This is a genomic window from Erythrobacter westpacificensis (genome assembly GCF_039542285.1).
Lineage (GTDB): Bacteria > Pseudomonadota > Alphaproteobacteria > Sphingomonadales > Sphingomonadaceae > Alteraurantiacibacter > Alteraurantiacibacter westpacificensis.
The window spans coordinates 299,401-318,287 of the sequence record NZ_BAABHV010000001.1 but is presented as its reverse complement, the minus strand read 5'-3'; the positions used below and the strand labels follow the sequence as shown (position 1 = coordinate 318,287).

The 18,887-nt window shown below is 64.0% G+C and carries 18 protein-coding genes; 12 read left to right on the top strand and 6 right to left on the bottom strand.

Annotated features, from left to right (window positions below; genetic code table 11):
* Positions 1 to 19: 19 nt before the first annotated feature.
* Positions 20 to 4,201 carry a DNA-directed RNA polymerase subunit beta gene (rpoB, locus tag ABFX23_RS01695; RefSeq protein WP_346031401.1) on the bottom strand — a complete coding sequence of 1,394 codons (4,182 nt, stop codon included), beginning with the start codon at positions 4,199 to 4,201 and terminating at the stop codon, positions 20 to 22.
* 442 nt (positions 4,202 to 4,643) lie between these two features.
* On the opposite strand from rpoB, the gene ABFX23_RS01690 reads away from it, so the two are divergent.
* The 8 genes from ABFX23_RS01690 to ABFX23_RS01655 all read left to right on the top strand — a co-directional run bounded on the left by ABFX23_RS01690 (position 4,644) and on the right by ABFX23_RS01655 (position 9,561).
* The gene (locus ABFX23_RS01690; protein ID WP_346031400.1) at positions 4,644 to 5,243 is read left to right on the top strand and encodes a MarR family winged helix-turn-helix transcriptional regulator; all 600 of its coding nucleotides are present in this window, start codon (positions 4,644 to 4,646) and stop codon (positions 5,241 to 5,243) included.
* Positions 5,244 to 5,449: 206 nt separating this feature from the next.
* On the top strand, positions 5,450 to 5,578 hold the full coding sequence (locus ABFX23_RS01685; RefSeq protein ID WP_346031399.1) for a hypothetical protein: 129 nt from the start codon (positions 5,450 to 5,452) through the stop codon (positions 5,576 to 5,578).
* Positions 5,579 to 5,607: 29 nt separating this feature from the next.
* Positions 5,608 to 6,162, top strand: a complete 555-nt coding sequence (locus tag ABFX23_RS01680) for a DUF2975 domain-containing protein (protein WP_346031398.1) — start codon at positions 5,608 to 5,610, stop codon at positions 6,160 to 6,162.
* Entirely contained in the window at positions 6,162 to 6,389 is a 228-nt protein-coding gene (locus ABFX23_RS01675; RefSeq protein ID WP_346031397.1) for a helix-turn-helix domain-containing protein, read from the top strand. The genes ABFX23_RS01680 and ABFX23_RS01675 overlap by 1 nt, the downstream gene beginning before the upstream one ends.
* Before the next feature lie 74 nt (positions 6,390 to 6,463).
* Positions 6,464 to 6,706, top strand: coding sequence for a hypothetical protein (locus ABFX23_RS01670; protein WP_346031396.1), 243 nt, complete (start codon positions 6,464 to 6,466; stop codon positions 6,704 to 6,706).
* 352 nt (positions 6,707 to 7,058) lie between these two features.
* Positions 7,059 to 7,574: a 50S ribosomal protein L10 gene (gene rplJ, locus ABFX23_RS01665; RefSeq protein ID WP_346031395.1), complete on the top strand. Its 516-nt coding sequence runs from the start codon at positions 7,059 to 7,061 to the stop codon at positions 7,572 to 7,574.
* Between the two features lie 94 nt (positions 7,575 to 7,668).
* A complete protein-coding gene (gene rplL / locus ABFX23_RS01660; protein ID WP_346031394.1) occupies positions 7,669 to 8,046 on the top strand; it encodes a 50S ribosomal protein L7/L12 in 378 nt (125 codons plus the stop codon).
* 108 nt (positions 8,047 to 8,154) lie between these two features.
* A complete protein-coding gene (locus tag ABFX23_RS01655; RefSeq protein WP_346031393.1) occupies positions 8,155 to 9,561 on the top strand; it encodes a S41 family peptidase in 1,407 nt (468 codons plus the stop codon).
* A gap of 11 nt (positions 9,562 to 9,572) precedes the next feature.
* Here ABFX23_RS01655 and ABFX23_RS01650 read toward each other — a convergent pair whose 3' ends face one another.
* On the bottom strand, positions 9,573 to 10,157 hold the full coding sequence (locus ABFX23_RS01650) for a c-type cytochrome (protein ID WP_346031392.1): 585 nt from the start codon (positions 10,155 to 10,157) through the stop codon (positions 9,573 to 9,575).
* 174 nt (positions 10,158 to 10,331) lie between these two features.
* On the opposite strand from ABFX23_RS01650, the gene ABFX23_RS01645 reads away from it, so the two are divergent.
* The 4 genes from ABFX23_RS01645 to ABFX23_RS01630 all read left to right on the top strand — a co-directional run bounded on the left by ABFX23_RS01645 (position 10,332) and on the right by ABFX23_RS01630 (position 15,326).
* Positions 10,332 to 11,726 (top strand): MATE family efflux transporter, encoded by a 1,395-nt coding sequence (locus ABFX23_RS01645; protein WP_346031391.1) that lies wholly within the window; start codon positions 10,332 to 10,334, stop codon positions 11,724 to 11,726.
* A gap of 152 nt (positions 11,727 to 11,878) precedes the next feature.
* A complete protein-coding gene (gene groES, locus ABFX23_RS01640) occupies positions 11,879 to 12,166 on the top strand; it encodes a co-chaperone GroES (RefSeq protein WP_119586592.1) in 288 nt (95 codons plus the stop codon).
* A 54-nt stretch (positions 12,167 to 12,220) separates the two neighbouring features.
* Entirely contained in the window at positions 12,221 to 13,873 is a 1,653-nt protein-coding gene (gene groL / locus ABFX23_RS01635) for a chaperonin GroEL (RefSeq protein WP_346031390.1), read from the top strand.
* Between the two features lie 148 nt (positions 13,874 to 14,021).
* On the top strand, positions 14,022 to 15,326 hold the full coding sequence (locus ABFX23_RS01630) for an APC family permease (RefSeq protein ID WP_346031389.1): 1,305 nt from the start codon (positions 14,022 to 14,024) through the stop codon (positions 15,324 to 15,326).
* A gap of 58 nt (positions 15,327 to 15,384) precedes the next feature.
* Here the strand turns inward: ABFX23_RS01630 and ABFX23_RS01625 are convergent, their stop codons facing one another.
* The 4 genes from ABFX23_RS01625 to ABFX23_RS01610 form a co-directional block, all read right to left on the bottom strand.
* Entirely contained in the window at positions 15,385 to 17,502 is a 2,118-nt protein-coding gene (locus tag ABFX23_RS01625; RefSeq protein WP_346031388.1) for a TonB-dependent receptor plug domain-containing protein, read from the bottom strand.
* A gap of 32 nt (positions 17,503 to 17,534) precedes the next feature.
* Positions 17,535 to 17,915, bottom strand: a complete 381-nt coding sequence (locus ABFX23_RS01620) for a hypothetical protein (RefSeq protein WP_346031387.1) — start codon at positions 17,913 to 17,915, stop codon at positions 17,535 to 17,537.
* A gap of 98 nt (positions 17,916 to 18,013) precedes the next feature.
* Positions 18,014 to 18,562 (bottom strand): DUF305 domain-containing protein, encoded by a 549-nt coding sequence (locus ABFX23_RS01615; RefSeq protein ID WP_346031386.1) that lies wholly within the window; start codon positions 18,560 to 18,562, stop codon positions 18,014 to 18,016.
* 20 nt (positions 18,563 to 18,582) lie between these two features.
* A complete protein-coding gene (locus ABFX23_RS01610) occupies positions 18,583 to 18,855 on the bottom strand; it encodes a metal-sensitive transcriptional regulator (protein WP_346031385.1) in 273 nt (90 codons plus the stop codon).
* Between the last annotated feature and the right edge of the window lie 32 nt (positions 18,856 to 18,887).

Here is an 18,887-nt window from a genome sequence, read left to right as displayed (position 1 = left end):
TGAAGGCCGCCGGCCCCTGTTATTCAGCAGCGATCTGGCCGAAGCCGTCCTCGTCCTCGTCTTCGCCGTCGGACAGCGAGGACAGTTCGACGTTGAGGCCCAGCGAGCGCATTTCCTTGACGAGCACGTTGAAGCTTTCCGGAATGCCGGCCTCGAAGGTGTCGTCGCCCTTGACGATGGCTTCGTAGACCTTGGTGCGGCCGACCACGTCGTCGGACTTCACCGTCAGCATCTCCTGCAAGGTGTAGGCCGCGCCGTAGGCCTGCAGCGCCCAGACTTCCATTTCGCCGAAACGCTGTCCGCCGAACTGCGCCTTGCCGCCCAGCGGCTGCTGGGTGACGAGCGAGTACGGGCCGATCGAACGGGCGTGGATCTTGTCGTCGACCAGGTGGTGCAGCTTCAGCATGTATATGATGCCCACGGTCACCTTGCGGTCGAACGCCTCGCCCGTGCGGCCGTCATACAGCGTGGACTGACCCGATGCGTCGTAGCCAGCCTTCAGCAGCATATCGGTCACGTCGCTTTCACGCGCACCGTCGAACACCGGGGTGCCCATCGGAACGCCGCGACGCAGGTTCTCGGCCAGTTCGGCCACTTCCTCGTTCGTACGGCTGTCGAGATCGTCGTAGTAGTTCTCGCCGTAGACGTCCTTCAGCTTGCTCATCAGCGCCTCGGGCGGCTTGCCCGCGGTGATGTCCGGGTTGTTCGCCCGCCATTCGTCAAGCTGCTCGGCAATCTGGTGGCCGAGGCCACGCGCGGCAAAGCCCAGGTGCGTCTCGAAGATCTGCCCTACGTTCATGCGCGAAGGCACGCCCAGCGGGTTCAGCACGATGTCGACCGGCGTACCGTCCTCGAGGAACGGCATGTCCTCTTCCGGCAGAATGCGCGAGATCACGCCCTTGTTGCCGTGACGGCCGGCCATCTTGTCGCCCGGCTGCAGCTTGCGCTTCACCGCCACGAACACCTTGACCATCTTGAGCACGCCCGGTGCCAGTTCGTCACCGCGTTCGAGCTTCTCCTTGCGGTCCTCGAACTTGTCCTTGATGGCCTTCACGGCCTCGTCGTACTGGCCCTTCACCGCTTCCAGCTGGCTCTGCATGTTGTCGTCGGCGACGGCAAACTTGAACCAGTCGTTGCGATCGACGTTGTCGAGCACTTCGTCGGTGATTTCCGTGCCCTTCTTCACGCCCTTGGGCGCTGCCGAAGCGGTCTGGCCCACCAGCATGTCGCGCAGGCGGTTGTAGGTGGCACGGTTGAGGATGGCGCGCTCGTCCTCGCTATCCTTCTTGAGGCGTTCGATTTCCTCGTTCTGGATGGCGCGGGTACGGTCGTCGATCTCGATGCCGTGGCGGTTGAACACACGCACCTCGACAACGGTACCGGCAACGCCCGGCGGCAGGCGGAGCGAGGTGTCACGCACGTCGCTGGCCTTTTCGCCGAAGATGGCGCGCAGCAGCTTTTCTTCCGGCGTCATCGGGCTTTCGCCCTTCGGCGTGATCTTGCCGGCCAGGATATCGCCCGGATGCACTTCTGCACCGATGTAGACGATGCCCGCCTCGTCGAGGTTGCGCAGGGCTTCCTCGCCGACGTTGGGAATGTCGCGGGTGATGTCTTCCGGGCCCAGCTTAGTGTCGCGCGCCATGACTTCGAATTCCTCGATGTGGATCGAGGTGAAGACGTCGTCCTTCACGATACGCTCGGAGATGAGGATGGAGTCCTCGTAGTTGTAGCCGTTCCAGGGCATGAAGGCGACGAGCGCGTTCTTGCCCAGCGCCAGTTCACCAAGGTCGGTCGAGGGACCGTCGGCGATGATATCGCCTTCGTTCACGGTCTCGCCCACCTTCACCAGCGGACGCTGGTTGACGCAGGTGTTCTGGTTGGAACGCTGGAACTTCTGCAGCGTGTAGATGTCGACGCCCGGGTTCGTCGTGTCGACTTCGCCCGAGGCACGGATCACGATACGGCCAGCGTCGACCTGGTCGACGATGCCGGCACGCTTGGCGGCAATCGCGGCGCCGGAGTCGCGGGCCACGGTTTCTTCCATGCCGGTGCCCACCCACGGGGCCTCGGCCTTTACCAGCGGCACGGCCTGGCGCTGCATGTTCGAGCCCATCAGTGCGCGGTTGGCGTCATCGTTTTCCAGGAACGGGATGAGCGATGCGGCGACCGAGACGAGCTGCTTGGGCGAGACGTCCATCAGCGTGACGTTCTCGTTCGGGCTCATCGCGAATTCGCCGTTCTCGCGGGTCGAGACCAGCTCTTCCACGAAGCGGCCTTCTGAATCGAGCGCAGCCGATGCCTGGGCAACGGTGTGCTTCTGCTCTTCCATCGCGGAGAGGTAGTTCACCTCGCCCGAGACCTTGCCATCCTTCACGGAACGGTAGGGCGTTTCGATGAAGCCGTACTTGTTCACACGCGCGAAGGTCGACAGCGAGTTGATCAGGCCGATGTTCGGGCCTTCCGGCGTTTCAATCGGGCAGATACGGCCATAGTGCGTCGGGTGAACGTCGCGGACTTCGAAGCCTGCGCGCTCACGCGTGAGGCCGCCCGGCCCAAGCGCCGAAACGCGGCGCTTGTGGGTGACTTCGGACAGCGGGTTGGTCTGGTCCATGAACTGCGACAGCTGGCTGGAGCCGAAGAACTCGCGCACGGCAGCCACGGCGGGCTTGGCGTTGATCAGGTCGTTCGGCATCACGGTGCTGACGTCGACGGAGCTCATGCGCTCCTTCACGGCGCGCTCCATGCGCAGCAGGCCGACGCGGTACTGATTTTCCAGCAGTTCGCCCACCGAACGCACGCGGCGGTTGCCGAGGTTGTCGATGTCGTCGACTTCGCCCTTGCCATCCTTCAGGTCGATAAGTTCCTTCACCACGGCGAGGATGTCTTCCTTGCGCAGGGTAGTGACGGTGTCTTCGGCGTCGAGGCCGAGGCGCATGTTCAGCTTCACACGGCCCACGGCGGACAGGTCGTAACGCTCGGCGTCGAAGAACAGGCCTTCGAACAGCGCTTCGGCGGTTTCCTTGGTCGGCGGTTCGCCGGGACGCATGACCTTGTAGATCGCCTCCAGGCCCTCGTCACGGTTTTCGGCCTTGTCGGCTTCCATCGTGTTCCGGATCCACGGGCCGGTGGTGACGTGGTCGATATCCAGCAGGTCGAGCTGGTCGATACCGGCAGCGTCCAGCTTCTCGAGGTTTTCCGGCGACACTTCGTCGCCCGCCTCGATATAGATGCGGCCGGTCTTCTCGTCGATAAGGTCGGCGCTGGCATAGCGGCCGAAGATTTCCTCGGTCGGGATCAGCAGGGTTTCAAGCCCGTCCTTGGCCGCCTTGTTGGCAGCACGGGGCGAAACCTTCTGGCCAGCGGGGAACACTTCCTCGCCGGTCTTGGCGTCAACCAGGGCGAAGGCGGGCTTTGCACCGCGCCAGTTCTCGGCGACGAAGGGGATTTCCCAGCCTTCGCCGGACTTGCCGGTCGAACGCCTCCAGGTGACCTTGTCGTAGAAGTAGTCGAGGATGTCCTCGCTATCGAGGCCCAGGGCATAGAGCAGCGCGGTGACCGGCAGCTTGCGCTTGCGGTCGATACGCACGTTCACGATGTCCTTGGCGTCGAATTCGAAGTCCAGCCACGAGCCGCGGTACGGAATCACGCGGGCGGCGAACAGGAACTTGCCGCTGGAGTGCGTCTTGCCACGGTCGTGGTCGAACAGCACGCCGGGCGAACGGTGCATCTGCGACACGATCACGCGCTCGGTGCCGTTGATGAGGAAGGTGCCGTTGCCCGTCATCAGGGGCATGTCGCCCATGTAGACGTCCTGCTCCTTGATATCGAGCACGGAGCGGGTCTCGGTTTCCTGGTCCACCTCGAACACGATAAGGCGCAGCGTCACCTTCATCGGGGCGGCATAGGTGATGCCGCGCTGGCGGCACTCGGTGGTGTCGTACTTGGGCTCTTCCAGCTCGTAATGAACGAAGTCCAGCTCCGCCGTGCCGGCGAAGTCGCGGATCGGGAAGACGCTGCGCAGCGTCTTTTCCAGGCCGGAGACATAGCCGATCGAGGGATCGGAGCGCAGGAACTGCTCGTAGCTTTCGCGCTGCACCTCGATCAGGTTCGGCATCTGCACGACTTCGTGAATGTCGCCGAAAATCTTGCGGATGCGCTTCTTCTTCGTGCCAGCAGTCGCCGGGAGAGACTTGTTCGCCATATTATAGAGCCCTTGGCCTTATCTTCGCGTGTGCGCGCCCCTCTTGCGGATGAGGAGCGCCGAGAAATGTTCACAAGCGGGAGGGACGTGAGACGCAAAAACGACCGCAGGAGGGCACGCCCCGAGGGGTTCTGCCACCGCAGCCTTGTTCATCCGTGTCTCACGCAGATGCCGGAAGCTTCCGTCCTGTGATGCGCCCCCGCGTAAGGCACACCTTGCTCGAAGCCATTCCGGCGATGGCAGCCGTATAGGTAAGGCTCCGAGTCGGGTCAATGGGGGCAGCGCCATCGAGAAATCAGGCCCACGCCGCTCCGACCAACACCGCAAATAGGAAAATTACCTCGATAATGCAGGATAAATACCTCTGTCTCGCACGATTAACCAAGTCTTATCTGTACATTACCTCAGAGTATAGGGAATCTCCTTCGCAGATTTTGACAAAATGCAGGCGATGCTGTCGGGCGAAAAGAGCGGGAGCCGCTCAGCACCAGAGTCGGCATCGTGCGGAGAAGGGCATAATCGAATGGGGACCACCCTGAGTAGAGAAACACGGACAATCCTCGACTCCCTCGCCGAGGATTGGAAACCCGCACAAATCAGGGATCTCGCAGCTACCCTGTTTCGCCTTGCCGATTCGATCGAGCAAGGCTGGGACGGCTCCAACAGCCAGTCCATTTTCAGATGGCCCAACAGATTGCATCGCATCGAGCGAAACGCGGTGAACCTCGCGTGGAAGGCAAAATGCATTCATCAGAATCGCGAGAAGCGGAGAAACTTCGTTCCAGCCGCTCTGCTTGCCGAACCGGCCTGGGACATGCTGCTGGAATTGTTCATGCAGTATGCCGGCGGCGCCAAGGTTTCCGTGAAGAGCCTCTGCCATGCCTCGCACGCCCCGGCCACCACCGCGCTGCGCTATATCGACGAACTGGAGAGGCTGGACCTTATCCGCCGGGAGCGATCGCCCTCGGACAGGCGCGTTTCCTTCCTCAGTCTCACCGACAAGGGCGTGCTCGCGATGGGTAGTTACCTCGAAGAGCATTGAGCTTTCGGCAATGACGATAATGAAGCTCCCCGGAGGCCGAAACCTCGGGGGCGATGCCGCAGGCCCTTACACCTGCTCGAGCACCCTCCCACTTCCTTTGGACGGGAAACGATAAGGGCCATATTGTTTTTCGATATTATCGATTGACAATATGCCCCGACTCGGCCATATCGATTTTCAATAACCCCATTCAAGGAGATCGATAAATGAACCGTCTGCTCAACAATTCGCTCGCTGCATTTGCTGCCATCGTCATCGCGATCAGTTCGCTGGGCGCCATCACCACCGTGCCGACGCAGCAGGGTATCGCCATCGCCGCTCCGGCGCTGGCCTGATCGGCGCACACCGCAAAGGAGGACAAGCGATGACCCAGGCTTTACACCGCCCCAACGATATCTTGCTGCTGGCCGGGAAAGTGCTCTGCCTGTTCATGCAGGCAGCCATGGCCATCGGGGCCTTTGCGCTTATCGTCGCATCTGCCGCAATGCTGTTCTGGCGAGGCACGATCATTGCCGAATATGCGGCAGAGGCGGGCGATCCGAATGCCGTCTTCCCGGTCTTCACCCTGCTTGGGGTCATGCTGATCGGCCTCGCGATCGTCGCCATGCTGTTCGTCTTCTTCGGAACGCTGCGGAGAATTATCGGCACGGTTGGCGAGGGCGATCCCTTCGCGCCCGCCAATGCAGACAGACTCTCTCTGATGGGCTGGCTCATGCTCGGCGTACAACTGGCGCTGATCCCGGCCGTCGCCCTGGGCATCCGCCTGGCGCAATTCGCCGACGAACTGGATGACGCGAACTTTACCGTCGATGGCGGGTTCGACCTCACCGGGATCCTCCTGGTCGTCATCCTGTTCATCCTCGCCCGCGTGTTCCGTCACGGTGCCGCGATGCGCGAAGACTTGGAAGGAACCGTGTGATGGGTGCCGATGCCGAAGGAACCGGGATCGTGATCCGGCTGGACGACCTGCTGCACGATCGCCGCATGACCCTCACCGAACTGGCCGAACGCGTGGGCCTCACGCTTGCCAACCTCTCCATCCTGAAGACCGGCAAGGCCAAGGCCATCCGCTTCTCCACGCTGGAGGCGATCTGCCGGGAACTGCAGTGCCAGCCGGGCGACCTGCTGGGCTACGAGGGAAAGTAGGCTCTTGGAATTGTGGCGACAGTGTGGCAATCGCTGGGCGCCCGGATTTCAGGGTTCAAGGACAGGAAATCATTATGAAGAAGATCATGCTCGTCGCCGCTCCCCTCGCTTTCGCCCTCACCGCCTGCGGCGGCCCGGCTGAAGAAGCTGGCGAACAGGCCGACGACATCGCCGAGATGGAAGCCGAAGTGATGGACGCCGAAGCAGGCGTTGCCGAAGCCGAAGCCGAACTGGCCGACGAAATGGGCGACGAAGCTGCCGAGGCCGATCTCGAAGCAGAAGCCGAAGTGCTCGAAGAAACCGCCGACGAAATCTGATCGGCATTTCTTCCTGCCGGGCGCGCCCAACCCGCGCGCTTTCGGCTTGACTTTCGGGGCGTGGCAGCTATCTGCCCGCCCCGATTGCTTTTGCAGTCATCCGTCCGAGACAGTTGGTGACCGGAATGTGCCGGTCTTAATTTCCAGCCTAGACGGGGAAAAGAGTTTTCGCGCTCCGCTCATGCGGCGCGCTTCCAGCGTGATGCGTCACGCACCTCCTTCCCCATCAATGGACACGCCAGATCGCGGTGAGCGCATCTGGCAACACCTATGCCATGTCGCATGAGCGGCATGGCAACTTGAGCCGGTCGTCCGCACGAAGACGCGGTCGGCCATAGTGAAGGAGTACGGCATGGATCGTTCGCAGAAAACCGAAGCGGTCGCCGAGCTGAACAACGTCTTCAAAGAGGTCGGCGTGGTGGTTGTCACCCGTAACCTCGGCCTGTCGGTGGCCCAGTCCACCGAACTGCGCACGAAGATGCGTGAAGCTGGAGCGTCCTACAAGGTTGCGAAGAACCGTCTGGCCAAGCTCGCCCTGAAGGACACCGATTACACCGGGATCGACGAATATCTCGTCGGCCCGACCGCGCTGGCCTGGTCGGAAGACCCGGTCGCAGCCGCCAAGGTTGCTGTCGATTTCGCGAAGTCGAACGACAAGCTGGAAATCGTCGGTGGTTCGATGGGCACGCAGGTTCTCGACGAAGCCGGTATCAGGTCCCTGGCCTCGATGCCCAGCCTCGACGAACTGCGCGGCACGATCGTTGGCCTCGTCAACGCGCCGGCGACGAAGATCGCCCGCGTCGTCAACGAGCCGGCAGCCAAGCTTGCCCGTGTCTTCGGTGCCTATGGCGCCAAGGACGCCGCCTGATTTCATCAGGCGTAACAGACGCTTTCTCGCACACACGAGACGAAACATTAGAGGGGCATTTTGAACCGCCCCGCCCAAATTGGAGTGATACATCATGGCTGACATTGCCAAGCTTGTTGAAGAACTGTCGTCGCTGACCGTCATGGAAGCGGCCGAACTCGCCAAGGCCCTGGAAGAAGAGTGGGGCGTTAGCGCCGCTGCTGCTGTTGCTGTCGCTGGCCCCGCCGGCGGTGGCGCTGGTGAAGCCGCTGCCGAAGAGAAGGACGAATTCGACGTCATCCTGACCGGCGACGGTGGCAAGAAGATCCAGGTCATCAAGGAAGTCCGCGGCATCACCGGCCTCGGCCTGACCGAAGCCAAGGCTCTCGTCGAAGGCGCGCCCAAGGCCATCAAGGAAGGCGTGAACAAGGCAGAAGCCGAAGAAATCAAGAGCAAGATCGAAGCCGCTGGCGGCACGGTCGAGCTGAAGTAATCTGTCGAGGCGGATCGGTTTCCGGTTCACCTCACCGATTGATTTCGCGAAGGGCGGTTCTCTATTGAGGGAGCCGCCCTTTTCGTATGTGGATTTGCAGGGAATCCGATGATCGCTCGCACACTGCCACTTCTTGCGCTGGCCGCGCTCTTTGCCCCTCCCGCGTCGGCGGACCTGCCCGATGAGCCGCTGCTGATCGTGCAGGACGGCGCGGTGATAACTGAAGCGCGCGGCGTATGGCACTCGCGCGCCAATGGCTGGATTCTCGAAATCGATGAAGGCGGTATCGCCCGATGGCAGGACGCTCCGACCGGCTGCTACCGCGCAGACCAGGGTGACGGCGCCGCGGGCCTGATGGGCCAGATCGAATTCCGGCTGATGACACCGCTAGGGCGCGATGAAGCCATCTTCCAGTATATCGACGGCGACACCCCCATGCGCTTCGAGCGGCTCGATCAGCTTCCGACGAATTGCGGCGCAAGCGACCTGGCCGGCGAGTCGGACGCGTTTGAAACCTTCGCCGCGGTCATGGAACGCCACTACGGCTTCTTCGAAGAGCGCGGCATCGACTGGCGAGCGCTGGTGGACGAAGCCCGTCCCCGCGTCCGCGACGGAATGGGCGAGGCCGCGCTGTTCGACGTGCTGGGCGCGATGATCGAGGCACTGGGCGATTCGCACACCAAGCTCACCGCGCAAATCGACGATGAACGCCAGCGAGCCCAGGGCGGCCTCGGCACAACCCTGCCGATGGTGCGCGCGGGTATCGGCGAAGGCGCATGGCTGCAGGGTCTCGTCACGCAATTGCAGGACGAGGTGCTTGATCCCGGCTCCTCGATGCTCGCCAACGGGCGGATCGTGCAGGGAACGCTGGCGGACGGACGCATCGGTTACGTGCAGGTCTTCACCATGGGTGGTTTTGACGAGAGCTTTGCGCCGGGAACCCAGGAATGGGCCGACGCCGAAGTCGCCGCCTTCGATCAGGCTTTCGACACGATCCTGGCAGGTTTCGCGGATGCCGGGGTGAAGGCGCTGATCCTCGACCTGTCTAACAATCGCGGTGGGTACGATGTGATCGCCCGTCGCCTGGCCTCCCGCCTGACGGGCAGCGCCTATCTCGGCTATACCGTAACCAACAGGGGCGGCAGAGAGCCGGTCCCCTATTTCGTGGACGTCGCGCCCCAGCCGCGGTTCGAAGGCCCGGTCTACCTGCTCACCAGCGACGTGACCGTGTCGGGCGGCGAACTGGCAACGCTCGCCCTGCGGCAGAACCCGAATGTCGTGCAGGTCGGCGGGACGACGCGCGGCGCTTTCTCGACGCCGTTGCCCAAACCGCTGCCGAACGGCTGGTATCTGGAGCTTTCGAACGAGGCTTTCCGCGCGCCCGACGGCACCCTTTACGAAGGCAGGGGGATCGCCCCGCACTGGCCTGCGGAAGTCTTCCCGCAAAGCGACCCTGTTGCGGGCCACCGTGCGGTGCTGGATTGGCTGGCGGACGCGATCATCGCCCGCCAGTAATTCCGGATCGCCTAAAGCGTCTTCAGGTAGTTTACGATGGCCTGCGCCTGTGCAGCGTTCACGCCGGGCGCGGGCATCGTGCCACCCGGCACGACGGCATTGGGATCCACGATATAGCGACGCAGGTTCGCCTCGGTCCAGGTGATGTTGGCGCTCTTCATGGCCGGGCTGTAATTCGCGCCAGCCACGCTGCCCGCGCGGCGACCGACAACGCCAGCCAGGGACGGGCCGATCATGTTCTGCCCCGGCTCTACCGAGTGGCACACGCCGCAAGTGGTGAAGGACTGCGGCGGCGTGGCTGCGGCAACCTGTGTCGGGGTCGGTGTGGGCGTGCGCGTGGCCGTGGGCGTCGGAGTGGGCGAGGCGCTGGCGACAGGCTCGGGCGCCTCGGCCTCTTCGGCCTCTGTCTCGTCTTCGACAGCAGCGCCGTCGACGGAGTCGGCATCGCCTTCCGGCATGGTCTCGGGAACTTCGACCTCGACCTCTTCCTCCGTCGCGGCGGTATCGCCTGCGTCATTACTCTCGGGCGGGCCACCGCAAGCGGAAAGCGCGAGGGCGAGCGCGGTACTCGTAGCGAGGGCAATATGGATACGCAAAGGAACACTCCCATGAAACGTTGACAATGTCCTTTAGTCGCCGAGCATCACATTCGGCAAGACTTGTTACCGCTTGGCCGCACCCGCTTCGCAAATTCGACGGCGAGCGCGCTTCGCTCTTCCCCGACTGCGCCGCTGCGCCTATCCGGTCCGGCTGCTTTCGGCAGAAACCATATGCGCCCTGTCGCCCATCCCCCCACGCCCGGCTGGAAAGCCGAGGGTCGCGAAACGCTCCGCCTCGCGGGGCCGCTGGCGCTCGCCAACCTGCTGCAGATGCTGACCTACGCCATCGACGTGATGTTCATCGCGCGGCTGGGGCCGGACGAACTGGCCGCATCCGCGCTGGCCGTGGCGCTGTTCGGCCTCGTCCTGTGGTCGCTGCAAAGCCTGACCGGAGCAGTCGCTCCGATCATCGCTGCAGAACTGGGCGCGCGCGGTCCGGCGCTGAGGCCCGTGCGGCGGGCAACGCGCATGGCGCTTTGGCTCGCCGGGATCGTCTCGGTCGCGGGTATGGGCGTGTGCATGATGATCGGCCCGCTGATGCAGCTGACCGGGCAGGAGCCGCACATCGCGGCGCTGGCGAGCGGTTACATGGACGTGCTGGTGTGGTCTGCCCCACTGATGATCGTGGCAGGCGTACAGCGCAACTTCGTCGCCGCGCTGGGGCGACCGATCTTCGCCACCGTGATTACCGCCCTCGGCATCGGCGTGAACGCGCTGGGGAACTATGCCTTTATCTTCGGTAATCTGGGTGCGCCGGAGATGGGCCTGCCCGGCGCCGCCGTCGCCACTTTCATAACGTCCGTCGCGGTTGCCGCCATGTATGCCGCCGCCATCCGGTTCGACCCGCGCCTGCACCGCTACCGGATCATGGGCTTCTTCTGGCGACCCGACTGGTCGCGTTTCGTCGAAATCCTGCGCATCGGGACGCCCATCGCCATCACCGTGCTGGCAGAAGCGGGCGTGTTCGGTGCAGCCGCCTTCCTGATGGGACGCGTGGGCGGACTGGAGCTGGCCGCGCACACCGTGGCGCTGAACCTGGCGGCATTCGCGTTCCAGGTGCCGTTCGGCGTGGGACAGGCTGCGACCATCCGGGTGGGCTACTTCTTCGGCTCGCGCGATCCGCAGGGGATTGCCCGCGCGGGGTGGATGGGCGTCGCCATGGGAACGGGCTTCATGGTGCTGACCGCCACGGCGATGATCGTCGCCCCCGAAGCGCTGCTGTCGCTCTACATTGATCCCACCGACCCGGCGAACGGCCAACTGATCGTGATCGCCACCGGCTTTCTCGCCATCGCCGCCGCGTTCCAGCTGTCGGACGGGGTGCAGGCTGTGGCGGCTGGCGCGCTGCGCGGGCTGAAGGATACGCGCGTGCCAATGTGGATCGCGGTGTTTTCCTACTGGGTGCCCGGATTCGGTCTGGCCGCGGGCTTGGGGCTTGGCACGCCGCTCGCCGGGAAAGGCGTCTGGATCGGGCTCGCCACGGGCCTTACCTTTGCCGCGGTCCTGCTGCTGTGGCGCTGGCATCGGCGCGAGGACCTCGGCCTCACCGCGCGCGGAGTAAAGTAGCGCGTCAGCCGCTCGCCCTGCCGCGAAGACATACTTTTTCTTCCCCGCGCCCATTGACTCCGTGTGAACGCACTCCCAAATGCGCGCCGCTGGCACTCCCCGCAAGAGAGTGCCAATCGTAACAACACTCATATTAGGAAGAGGTCATAGACATGGCATTCCGTCCGCTGCACGACCGCGTACTGGTCCGCCGCCTCGAAGCCGAAGAAAAGACGGCCGGTGGCATCATCATTCCCGATAGCGCCAAGGAAAAGCCGAGCGAAGGCGAAGTCGTCGCCGTCGGCAACGGCTCCAAGGCCGAAGACGGCACCGTCACCGCCCTCGACGTGAAGGCCGGCGACCGCGTGCTGTTCGGCAAGTGGTCCGGCACCGAGGTGAAGATCGACGGTGAAGACCTGATCATCATGAAGGAAAGCGACATCATGGGTGTGCTGGGCTGATAGCCCCTCCCCCGACCGCTTTCCCAGCACAACGATATTCGAGGAGAAACTATTATGGCTGCAAAGGACGTACAGTTCGGCCGTGATGCGCGCGAGCGCATCCTGAAGGGCGTGGACACGCTCGCCAACGCCGTGAAGGTGACGCTGGGCCCCAAGGGCCGCAACGTCGTGCTCGACAAGAGCTTCGGCGCACCGCGCATCACCAAGGACGGCGTGACCGTCGCCAAGGACATCGAACTAAAGGACAAGTTCGAGAACATGGGCGCGCAGATGCTGCGCGAAGTCGCCAGCAAGGCCAACGATTCCGCCGGTGACGGCACCACCACCGCCACGGTGCTGGGCCAGGCCATCGTCCGCGAGGGCATGAAGTCGGTTGCTGCCGGCATGAACCCGATGGACCTGAAGCGCGGCATCGACCTCGCCGTGGAAAAGGTCATCGCGGACCTGAAGGCTCGTTCGAAGGACGTGTCCGGCTCGGGCGAGATCGCCCAGGTCGGCATCATCTCCGCCAACGGCGACCGTGAAGTCGGCGAGAAGATCGCTGAAGCCATGGACAAGGTCGGCAAGGAAGGCGTGATCACCGTCGACGAGAGCAAGGGTCTCGAATTCGAGCTCGAAACCGTCGAAGGCATGCAGTTCGACCGCGGCTACCTCTCGCCCTACTTCGTCACCAACCCGGAGAAGATGACGGTCGAGCTGGAAAACCCCTACATCCTGATCCACGAGAAGAAGCTTTCCAACCTGCAGGCCATGCTGCCCGTGCTGGAAGCCGTGGTGCAGGCCGGGCGTCCGCTCCTCATCATCGCCGAAGACATCGAAGGCGAAGCGCTGGCTACCCTCGTGGTGAACAAGCTGCGTGGCGGCCTGAAGGTTGCTGCCGTGAAGGCACCGGGCTTCGGCGATCGTCGCAAGGCCATGCTGCAGGACATCGCCATCCTCACCAACGGCGAGATGATCTCCGAAGATCTCGGCATCAAGCTGGAGAACGTCGGCCTGTCGATGCTGGGTGAAGCCAAGAGCGTCACCATCGACAAGGACAACACGACGATCGTCGACGGCGCCGGTGACGGCGAAGCCATCAAGGCCCGCGTCGAGCAGATCCGTGCGCAGATCGAGACGACCTCGTCCGACTACGACAAGGAAAAGCTGCAGGAACGCCTCGCCAAGCTTGCTGGCGGCGTTGCCGTGATCAAGGTCGGCGGTGCCACCGAAGTCGAAGTGAAGGAGCGCAAGGACCGTGTGGACGATGCTCTGCACGCCACCCGCGCTGCCGTGGAAGAAGGCATCGTTCCGGGCGGCGGTACCGCGCTGCTCTACGCCACCAAGGCGCTGAAAGGCGTTTCGGGCGCGAACGATGACCAGACCCGCGGCGTCGACATCGTGCGCCGTGCTCTGCAGGCCCCGATCCGTCAGATCGCCCAGAACGCTGGCCACGACGGCGCTGTCGTCGCAGGCAAGCTGATCGACGGCAATGACGAGACCATGGGCTTCAACGCTGCCACCGACACCTACGAAAACCTGGTGGCTGCCGGCGTGATCGACCCGACCAAGGTCGTGCGCACTGCCCTGCAGGATGCAGCTTCGGTTGCCGGCCTGCTGATCACCACCGAAGCGGCTATCTCGGAAATCCCCGAAGACAAGCCCGCTGGCGGCGGCGGCATGCCCGACATGGGCGGCATGGGCGGCATGGGCGGCATGGGCTTCTAAGCCTGACCCCCACCGTCATACCGACGAACAGAAACGGGGCCGGGAGGAGCAATCCTTCCGGCCCTTTTCTTTGCCCTCTCCGGCTGCGCATTTGACAAGCCTGCCGCGTTCGCGTCCTCTGGGGCCACACAGGGGGGGGGCACAGGACATGGACACAGGCAAAAGGCCGCCGCGCGCCATCGGCCTTGGCGGAGCCGTGCTGCTGAATCTCAACGGCGTGGTGGGAGCCGGGATCTTCGCGCTGCCCGCGCTGCTGTATGCCGGTGCCGGCAGCCTTGCCCCACTGGCCATACTTGCCTTCGCATTGCTGACCGCGACCACGCTGGGCGTTTTCGGCAAGCTGAGCACGCTGTTCGAACAGTCTGGCGGCCCGCAGCTTTACGTGGAAACCGCCTTCGGCCGTTTCGCCGGGTTCGAGGCCGGATGGTGCATGCTGGGCGCGAATATCGCGGCGCGGGCGGCGAACTTCCATGTCATCGCGTCCTACCTCGCCGCGATTTTCCCGGTGTTCGGTGATCCCGTGCTGCGGCTGCTGACGATCCTCGCGCTGATCGTCATGTTTTCCGCCCTCGCAATCTGGGGCACCCGGCGATCCATCAGCGCCCTGTGGGCAGGCACCGCGCTGAAGATAACCCCGATCCTGCTACTCTGCTTCGCGGGACTGCTGGTGAACGGGCTGCCGTCGACTTACGTCGCACCGCAGTTCAGCGAAGTGGAAGCGACCGCGCTGCTGCTGGCCTATGCCTTCTCCGGTGGGGGCGTGGCCACGATATCGGCGGGGGAGACGAAGAACCCGCATCGCACCGTGTTTCTCTCGATGTACATCAATCTTGCCATCGTCGCCGCGCTCTATGCGCTGGTGCTGCTGGCCTACGTCGCCATCGCGCCCGAGGCGGCCAGTGTCGACACGCCGCTGGCGGCGGCGGGGGAAACCGTGTTCGGATCGTGGGGCGGCAGCCTGATCGCGGTCGCCGCCATCTTCTCCATCGGGACCGGGCAACTGGGCTATTTCGTGACCATGCCACGCCTGCTTTACGGCATGGGTCGACGCGGCCTCCTGCCTGCCCGCTTCGCCCGCCTGTCGCCTCGTTTCGAGACGCCCTGGTTCGCGATTTCCATTTACGCCGCGGTTGTCGCCTTGCTTGCCCTCACGGGCACATTCCAGTCGCTGGCCACCCTCCTGGTGGCTGCAGAGACGCTGGTGATCGTCGCTTCGATCGTCGCGTTCGCCGTCATGTGGCAGCGCAATGTCGGCGAAATCGCCGGGGAACTTGGCCCCGGATGGGCGGCAATTGTCGCCTCTGCACTGGTCTTCAACCTGTGGCTTCTGGCGCAAGTCCCGTGGAGCGCCGCCCTGCCGACGCTCGGCATCCTGGCAGCAGGCGGGATCGCGTACCTGCTGGCTCGCCGATCCGGCACCGACGTGGAGGCGATCCGCGTCCGGCAGGTGTGAAGAGGATACGGAAGGCAAGCCGGGACCACCGGCTTGCCTTCCGCCATTCCCCGCCAGCCTAGAACCGCGCGCTCATCCTGACCCAGGCATCGCGGCCGGGACCGGGCAACCGCTCTGTGACAGGCACATCGGAAGCACCCACCCGGCTGCGGCCGGAAAGGTGCGGCTGGTAGTATGCATCGAACAGGTTCTCGAGACCGGCCACCAGCATGACGCCTTCGCCAAGGCGATACCGCCCGAACACGCCGACGACCGCGTAGCCATCGCTCGGCTGCTCGTCGTTCGAGACGGAGACCCTGCCTTGGCCGGATGCCGCGAGCAACTCCGTACCGAAGGAGAAGCGATCCTCGCTCCACACCGCGGACAGTCGCAGGTTCGCAGGAGGAATCCGGTAAAGATCGTCGTCGATATCCCGGCGACGCGCGCGCACGAAGCTGGCCGTGCCGGCAATCTCCAGCCGATCGGCGGGCCGAAGCGCGAAGTCCAGGTCGGCCCCGATCAGCTCCGCATCCGTGTTGTCGAAACGCAGGGGAGTGGGATCGCCGTTCATCGCGGCAACCATCTCCACCGGGCTGTCGACCACGCCGACGGTATCATCGTAAGGCACGCCCTGGATGAAGTTGTCGACGCGCCGATAGTAGACCGTCGGTCTTATCGAGAATCCGTCAGCGGCGAGATCGAAGCCTGCCTCTGCCATGAGGGCGGTCTCCGGCTCGAGGTCGAGGTTGCCGACATAGATGTTGCCGTCCGCCAGTCCGAAGCTGGCCTCGGTCGGCAGCCAGCCGAAGCGTTCCAGCAGGCTCGGCACGCGCTCCTTGCGCGCCAGTGTCAGGCGCGGCGTGATCGCTCCCATGGGAGCCCAGAAGCGCGCCACCGCGTCCACCGTCGTGGCCCGGCGCTCCCGGTCCGCTGCCGCGAAAGCCGCCGCCAGCGGGCGCGGCCCCATGGGTATGGCAGCGCCCAGTTGCGGAATGCCCGCCGATTGCTCCGTCCTGTCGATCCGCGCGCCCAGTTCGAACCGGGCCGCTCCGGCGGAGCCGCGCCATTGCACGAATGCGCCATACCTGTCGGACTGCAAATCGGGCTGCGCCTCGATGAAGAAGGCCGCATTTGCCGGGTTGGTGATCGTGACGAACTTCTCGACCAGTTCCACGTCTCCGCCGACCTGCAGATAGGACGCCTGCGATCCGAAGCGCAGCGAAGCCTCGGCCGTCGTGGTGTCGGCATCGGCAAAGGTGGCCCGTGCCATCATCGCGGGAGCGGCGGGAAGGCGCGTCGTCTGGTTGTCCATCAAGTGACGCACGGCGACGTGCCCGAGGCGCAAGTCAAGCGTCACGTTCGGGACAACCTCGCCGGTGTATCCGCCTTGCAGAAAGTCGGTATCGAAATAGACGATATCGAGGGCGAAGGGCGGATTGCCGGTCGGGCCTGTCTCGCTGCGCCGGTATTCGAGGAACACTTCGCCATCGCCGATGCGGTAGCCAGCGTGCGCGCCATAGAGGTCTCGCTCGAAAGACGTGCCACCCGCCGTACCGCCGGGGAAATCGTAGTCCTCACCCTCCTCGCGGCTGCCGATGACGCCCAAGCGCCAGTCGCCTGACGCGAGGCCAAGCATGGCGCCCACGGCATAGCTGTCGTCCACGCTTCGGTACTGCGCCGCGAAGTGTGCCTGCGGCTCCAGGCTGCTACCTTGTGCGAACCGGGCCTGCACAAGCTGCGCATCCGTGGCCCCGGCGAGCGAAGGGCCCTGCGATACCGGCGCAACGCCGCGAGCGACGAGCACGCGATCCACCAGCACGGAGGGCGCATAGTGAAGCGGCGGGTCCATCGCGTTGGGTCCGCCTGTTGCGAAACGCTGGCCGTTGATGCGGCCCAGCACGCGCTCCCCGGTCAGTCCTCGATATGACAGCTGGCCCGACAGGGCACCATTGCCGACCAGCGCACCACCGGGAATTCGGGCGGCAATGGCGGCCGTGTCTGCTGGCAGGGCAATACCCGGCGGAGGGGCAAGTTCGTCGGCCATTTCCGTGGTTCGCCGCTTGCCCGTGACAAGGATGAGATCGGCCAGCGCCGCGTCCTGTTCGGCACCGCCGTTCGGTTCATTCGCATGGGCCGCTACCGGCACGCATACGAGCGAACAGGCAGCGCCGAGCGCCGCCTTCGTAAAGGTTTTCATGAATATCTCCGTTTGTCTGAATGTGATGGAATTCAGACGCGGGAGGGTGGCCCCGTGGCGAGATAGGCACGAATGGCCTCCAGCGAGGGAGCCGGATGCTCCGGAGCGGAGACGAAGACCGCAGGCGGGGCGGCAACGCGCGCCAGACTGGGCGGCTGTTGCGGCAGCGTGGGGCCACAGGCACTGCAACATGGATTGGCGGTGTTGTCGCCCTCGTGATCGTCATGGCCGGACGGAGCTTCCTCCTCGCCCATCGCCATGTGATGCTTTCCCGGTCCGTGCTCCATTGCCGCAGGCTCAGTGGCAGAAACCCGCTCGTCCATCGAAAGGCAGCACGGCGCACCGACCGCCAGCCGGACAGCGAGCGAGACAAGGAGCATGACTTGCAGGACCAAGGGCAACTGGCGGTGCATCGTTGCGAAGCGCCCTAAGGTGCAGCCGGTAGATGTCAATTATTGGCGGGCGGTGGCATCGGGCGCGGTCCAGATCGCGGCAGTTCCCTGGCTGGCCGTTATTCGCCCGGCGTCGGCGTGCCCGGGTTCACCTGGGCTTCGAACTCGGGAACGGCGCGCGCTTCGGCCTCGGCCTGCGTCGCGGCGATGCCGTTTGCGTCGATATCGTTCAGCAGCCAGCGCATCTCGTCGATCTCGCGGCGCTGGGCGCGGATGATGTCGTTCGCCAGCTTGCGCACGCGCACGTCTTCGATCCCGGCGCGTTCGCTGGTAAGAATCGCGATGGAGTGGTGCGGGATCATGGCCGACATGTAGTCGCTGTCGTCAATCGTCGTCTGGCTGCGCACGAGGAACAGCGAGAGCGCGAATGTCACCACGGCCACCCCGATGATGAACCAGTTCTTCACCTTGTTCTTGTACATGCCCCACATGAAAGTCAGCATGACCACGGCCATGACGGCGCCCATCACGAACATCATCCAGAAGCGCGTCTCGCTCCAGAAAACATGGTCGATCACGTAGGTGTTGAGATACATCAGCCCCAGCATGATGAGCGTGGAGGTGCCCACCATCGCCATGAAGCGCTTGTAGTTTCCTTCGTTCTGCATTGTGCCTCCTTCCGCTGCCCTTAACGCTTCGCCTTTGCGAAAAGGTCCACCAGCTCCCCGAACTTGGCGCGCTGTTCCTCTTCATCGCCGGAGGCGATGGCCTCTGCCACGCAGTGCGAGGCGTGGGTCTTGAGGATCTCGTCCTCGGCCTTGGCCAGCGCTGCCTTCACCGCCTGGATCTGGTGCAGGATGTCGATACAGTAGCGATCCTGCTCCACCATGGCGCGCACCCCGCGCACCTGCCCCTCGATCCGGCCGAGGCGGTTTATCAGTGACTTCGTTTGCTGGACCACGTTCTTTCGTCCCCTTGAAATACCCCCCTAGG